Source organism: Azospirillum sp. B506, assembly GCF_000333595.1.
Classification (GTDB): domain Bacteria; phylum Pseudomonadota; class Alphaproteobacteria; order Azospirillales; family Azospirillaceae; genus Azospirillum.
Genome location: NZ_BADK01000800.1, coordinates 1 through 5289, shown reverse-complemented (window position 1 = coordinate 5289; position 5289 = coordinate 1). Strand labels below are relative to the sequence as shown.

Genomic DNA, 5289 nt, shown 5'->3' with positions numbered 1-5289 from the left:
AGATCCAGACCCCACTGGCCCAGGCAAATGAGGATTGTCAATAACGTCAGATGCCTCATCGGCCTGACTCCTCTATGTGTTTACTACTCATCCTCACTGCGCGATTATTTCTGAAGGAACGCCGCCATGACAAAGAAGCTCAATGAAACATTTGATATTGCAAGCAACTTAAGTAACTTAAGCGAAGAAGAAATTGAGATATATCGTCTCGTTGAAGGCATTGGAATACCAAGCCAAAATCGGCTGAATATTGATTCAATTACTGAGCACCAGAAAGAAATAGCGACTGCAAAGCTCGAACAGCGAGTATATCGAGCGATGCAGCGTGCCTACGCACGTCTAGAGTCAAAGCACAATGACATAAGCTATAAAAAAATTTCCGAGAGGCTGGATATTAGCCCATCCATCATCTCTAAGCGCTTAAGCGGTCATGAAAACATGACTATTAGAAGCATTGCAGAGACCTTCCTTGCTCTGGAAGCTGACATTGACATTGTTGAGTGCCCGGTGAGCACCTACAATGCAGATGTCACCAGCCACTCCAATGAGAAAAAGCTAAGGCAAGACGAAGATTTTACATTGGTATGGGGGGTTATTAATCAAGATCGTCATCACACAAACCGCGCGCAATTGAAACAATGGGCCAATAATGACTTTATGAGAGTAGTAGAAAACAATAAAGATATTGAAGATTACAAATGCCATGTCAAACCAAAAAGCAGAGCTCTTGAAAGCGTCCGGGTGAAGCAATGAGTAACAATACTTCTGCATGGTTTATGATTGCTGATGATATTCGCCGGGAAGAGGACGGATCAACGTCTTGCATGCTTGGAGCTCGATTCAGAAGATTTTATGTTGATGCTTTTCCAGGCAAATTGTTCGATTTTGAGGTAATGGTAACAATACGCACCGAGCTAGAGATAGCAGATAGTGAGATGACGGTAAGCATTGTTTCAGGCAAGAAGACTTACAGGAAACTAAGCGAACCCTATAGAAAAATTCCGACATGGGAAATTAGTGATGGGGAAAGTGCGTATTATGAAACAACAGCCTTTTTCCAAGTGAAGGGATTTATCGTCAAGAAACCGAGTGAGTTCATGGTTTTTGTTCAGTGCGGAAACGCGCAGTCTTATGCTGGATCATTTAGAGTTTCCATGGAACCAAAAAGACCGGATGCGATAGCTGAAAAAGCACTGGTTGGCGCCGCTTTGCAGTACAGCGTAATGCGTAATGCAGACTCTGACACCGCAAATAAGCTCGCCCCTGATTTGTGGAGCTCTGTTTACGATTTTATTCAAGGAACACAAGCACAACTACCAGACCCACCTCGTAACGGCGGCTTGAGAATTCAGGTTGGGCAGAACATGTATTGGCAGTATTTTTCTACTCCATACAAGACCCCCCCCAGAGTTGAATTCTCTCAACTGCCAGACGGTGCCACTGGATCGGTAGTAAGAAGTGAGGTATATGGCGTTCTTATTAAATTTGACCCACCAGAGACATCTTCATCTGAGTTTGATCTCAATGTCATTGGGGAAAAAATTGATAGCGACAAAATAACCAGAAGCGAGTCAAAAAGAAAAGAATAGAATATACATAGAAACGTATACTTCCCGCCTCTCTGAAATTATAACGCAGCGTGAAGTTAGCACTGAACCCTCTTGGAGATTAGGAAGAATACGCAATACGCATCAACCTGCTGATCTAGGCATATATGTAAGACAGCCGCAGATCTATGATCTCAAATCTTAGGTTGGTGCCAAAGTAAACAAAAAGCGCGTCTGGAAATTTTCTCAGAGGGTTGGGGGGTGCGGCCCGAATTACCCTCACTGGGGGGTGCCCCCGGAAGGACCCGCGGCGGCCAGCTGGGCGCTTACCGCCGGGCGGCGACGCGGGCGTTGACCGTCCGCACCGCCCCCTCGAGGCGCCGGCCGATGTTGGCGCGAACCGCCCGCTCCGCGATGTCGTGGAAGCAGAGGCGCGGGCGGTAGCTTGGCGCCGGCACGAAGATCACCACTGGCCGGGCGTCGGTGCCGTCGCGCTGGTAGATGCCCGGCGACGGCCCGCAAGGATTGCCCGGCAATGCTGTTTCCTGCTGTGGGCGCTATTGCTCCGATTGGCGGTGAATCCCTGCTCCCCGAAAGCCTGGGTCGGCGACGGGACGCGGACCACCTCCGGCCGCCGCATGTTCTCGTAGGCGTCGAGGCTGGCCTACAGCAGGCCAGCGGCCCGCAGCTGGCGCTCCATCCGTTTGTCCCGGCGCGGCCCGCCCCTGGTAAGGATCCGTCGACCGCCTGAACTGCCGTCGACGGGTCCTTCCATACCCAGCGGAGGAAATCAGGAAGCCCGCACACCTATCGACTTCCCGCGCCTGATCATGCCTTCCTGTCCAGGCGGTTGAGCGGGTGGAGGGTTTGGTTCAGGCTGGCAAGCACGGCATGGGCTGCCTGCTGATCTTCCGAGAGAGCCGGCCCCTCGTAGGCAGCGCCGATCTTGGGGATATGGAAAGCATCCATCGCAGCGATCATTTCCGGATTGCCCCGTATCGGCTTCGGTATCCCCACCAAAGCAGCGACGATCTTGGCCGGCGGCATGTTCGTTGTTGCGAGCATGGTGCAGGCAGCGTCAGGTCGATCCTGTGCTTCTGATGACGCAAACACGGTGCGCCAGCGGTCTCTCTCGGCCTTGTCTCCGCCCGATGACCCCACTCGGGCGCCGCCGTCGGCCGCACCACGGTTCCCGCCGCTTGTGCGCCCTGTGGAGCGTTGGACAAAATCGGCAAAGCTGAACCGCCCGGCAGGTCTGCCGGGCGGGCTCAGCGCCCGTTTGGGAGCTTCCTTGGTGTCGGCCCTGCGAGAGGCGAAGGGGTTCAGATGTGCAAGCATGTGTCGGAACATGGCAAGCCTCAGCTTTCGATAATGTCGAGAACGGCACGGGGATCCGCATCGACGCGGCGCATGATCTCGATCCCGGCGGCGCCGGCATGCTCGATCAGCTTCTTTTCGTCGCGCTCCAGTTTCAGCAGAGACGCCTCCAGAGTTGCCAGCTTGGCTTCGCGTGCGGTGTGCGGCAATCCGGCCGGCTTGTCCGCAAGGTATTCAGTGATGGACTCCGCCAAGCGGTCCCGCATGGTCAGGGCAACAGCCCAAAGCAAAGTCCGTTCGGGATAGTGGCTCAGCAGGAGATCGTCGATCCCGACCTTGGCCGTTGGGGATACGAGCGCGTGAACGTTCGCGGCATAACTGTCAAAGCCGGCCAGGACACCGTCCAGTTTGGCGAGAGCCTCCTCCTTGGGAAGCGGTGCACGGCTGATGGTTTCAATCTCCTGCTTGGTCGTGATGATGCGGCGGCGAAGCGCAGCGATCTCTGTCTCGATTGCCTTGCGCGCATCGGCGATGCTGGCAAGCGCGGTGGAAAGCGTCATGATGGCCGTTCCCTTCAATCGCGCGGCAGCGCGCCGGTTTTCTGGATGTGAGTTTTGAGGCGGGCAACAAGCTGTTTGAGGCGATCAGCCTGTTGGCGAGCGGTTCCAACTTGCTCCGCAATCGCGTTTTCCTCTTGAAGGAGTTTCACAGCCTTCTTCCCGAGCTCTGCCAACAAGGCTTTATCCCGGCTACGGTAGGAGCATGCACTGGCTTCACCGAGTTCTTTGTCTGCATCCATGCGACGGAGTGCGATGGCGCGGTATTTCTCGGAAAGACCGTTTGCGACGCCCGTGTGGCTTGCGAGTTGCTCCTCAATATGGCGCAATTTTGTGCTATTGTAAGTTCTCACTTTAGAACCTCCTTGCATTAGGAAACAAAAAATGGAAAAACTAAGGTTTTTTCTAAGTCTTATACAAAAAATTGACAAACCATATGTTCGAGAAGGAGTTGAATACCTTTACGATCACGTTAAAGTCGTGATTAGAGTGTGCATGGTCTCGTCAGGAGCATTATCTATCGCCTGCGTTTCTGGATGGTATTCATCAACAGAAGTTCCTATTCGTGTTTCATCATATATTTTATTTACTTGGTTCTCTTTATCTTCGCTTTTGTTTTTTGCTGTTACTGTTATCATCGAGAAGGAGTTAAAGCCAACATTCAGGACAATAGTATTTAGAGGAATTATTGCCTTTGCATTATCGTTATGGACGGTAAGTACGTTAATTCAGATCACAATTGGCGCTGCCTCTGTAATGAAAATGGCAACAATTCAGCCGTTTAAGAAAGAAATGAAAGCATCAGACTACGATGATGCTTTGAGAAAATCTGCTAGCGATGTAGGACTTCCTTTTAGCGCCATGATCCCATTCAATGACAATTATCCCATGTTCATTGATCGGAAGTACCTCATCGACTACAAGGATGTTGACAGCCGCTGCGAAGCACCCGGCCGTGCATTATCCATTGGAAAGCCACATAATTCTGTGAATGGGATGATAATCCCTGTTGAAGGTAGCAAGATTGCTTTTATTGAAGATGCATCTTCATCTGTGAGATACTTTGATCTTTTTGGAATTCGTATTGACAGTTCCAATGATGCTCAAATTAACGCTGCGGCCATCAATTTGACGCAGGTAGCGAAACGCGTATCAAAAGAAAATAAATTGAGCGGATTTTGTTTTCAGCCTTCAGAGAGTGTTGATAAGTGGGTATGCACAATCAATAGTGACACAAATGACCAACAAACCGACGTAGCAACCATTCTGCTTGAGAATGGACGCGCAAAGATCGACCCCCAGGTATTATCTGGCAGTGATTTCGAAAAAACATACATCGAAGCCCAAACCTCCGCCCTTTCGAAGGGGTGCGGAATGTGGTCAAAATCCGGCACCTAAGTGGTATGTGCATGATAATTATAGTTTTCGTGCTCATGCTCTAGCTCAATCCTCCGACACCAGCCGGGCAATGTCTCCAGCAAGGTCCGATCTATTGTCGTCATATACGACAAGGACGTTGAAATCCTTGTGACGACTGAACTTCCGCACAGCGCGGATGTTTCCGTTGGTCCGGTCGAGCGCGTCCGTGATGGCTGAATGCCGAAGCCCATGCGGACGTGCCTTGATCCCCGCCTTCTTTCCCAGGTCGCGAACCAGCCGGTAGACGGCCGAGTCCGTCAGCCGGCCGCTTCCCTTCCGGGCGCGGTCCTGGTTGGTGAACAGAGGACCGGCGACACTGCCGCGCGCCGCGATCCACGCCTCGACCGCTGCGCGGACAGCCGGCGGAAGGGTCACGAGTTGCCGCTCCTTCCGCCCTTTGCGAGAATGNCGACGGTGCCTCGACGCGGGTCGTAGTGCGCCAGGTCAAG

8 protein-coding genes are annotated in these 5289 nt (G+C 52.0%); 3 read left to right on the top strand and 5 right to left on the bottom strand.

Features of this window, described 5'->3' with window-relative positions:
• Nucleotides 1-126: 126 nt before the first annotated feature.
• Complete coding sequence (locus tag I71_RS37735) at nt 127-753, top strand: hypothetical protein (RefSeq protein WP_148294365.1); 627 nt, start codon at nt 127-129, stop codon at nt 751-753.
• Nucleotides 750-1589 (top strand): hypothetical protein, encoded by an 840-nt coding sequence (locus I71_RS37730; RefSeq protein WP_148294364.1) that lies wholly within the window; start codon nt 750-752, stop codon nt 1587-1589. Before I71_RS37735 ends, I71_RS37730 begins: the two co-directional genes overlap by 4 nt.
• 284 nt (nt 1590-1873) lie before the next feature.
• Here the strand turns inward: I71_RS37730 and I71_RS25195 are convergent, their stop codons facing one another.
• The 4 genes from I71_RS25195 to I71_RS37720 all read right to left on the bottom strand — a co-directional run bounded on the left by I71_RS25195 (nt 1874) and on the right by I71_RS37720 (nt 3774).
• Nucleotides 1874-2083 (bottom strand): hypothetical protein, encoded by a 210-nt coding sequence (locus I71_RS25195; RefSeq protein ID WP_042700216.1) that lies wholly within the window; start codon nt 2081-2083, stop codon nt 1874-1876.
• Between the two features lie 292 nt (nt 2084-2375).
• Nucleotides 2376-2885, bottom strand: a complete 510-nt coding sequence (locus I71_RS37725; protein WP_211098435.1) for a hypothetical protein — start codon at nt 2883-2885, stop codon at nt 2376-2378.
• A gap of 20 nt (nt 2886-2905) precedes the next feature.
• Nucleotides 2906-3424 carry a hypothetical protein gene (locus I71_RS25185; RefSeq protein WP_042700213.1) on the bottom strand — a complete coding sequence of 173 codons (519 nt, stop codon included), beginning with the start codon at nt 3422-3424 and terminating at the stop codon, nt 2906-2908.
• A 14-nt stretch (nt 3425-3438) separates the two neighbouring features.
• Entirely contained in the window at nt 3439-3774 is a 336-nt protein-coding gene (locus I71_RS37720; RefSeq protein ID WP_148294362.1) for a hypothetical protein, read from the bottom strand.
• Between the two features lie 31 nt (nt 3775-3805).
• Between I71_RS37720 and I71_RS37715 the strand changes: the two genes are divergently transcribed.
• Complete coding sequence (locus I71_RS37715) at nt 3806-4819, top strand: hypothetical protein (RefSeq protein WP_148294361.1); 1014 nt, start codon at nt 3806-3808, stop codon at nt 4817-4819.
• 45 nt (nt 4820-4864) lie between these two features.
• On the opposite strand, the gene I71_RS25175 is transcribed toward I71_RS37715, so the two are convergent.
• Nucleotides 4865-5215: a tyrosine-type recombinase/integrase gene (locus tag I71_RS25175; RefSeq protein WP_049976322.1), complete on the bottom strand. Its 351-nt coding sequence runs from the start codon at nt 5213-5215 to the stop codon at nt 4865-4867.
• Between the last annotated feature and the right edge of the window lie 74 nt (nt 5216-5289).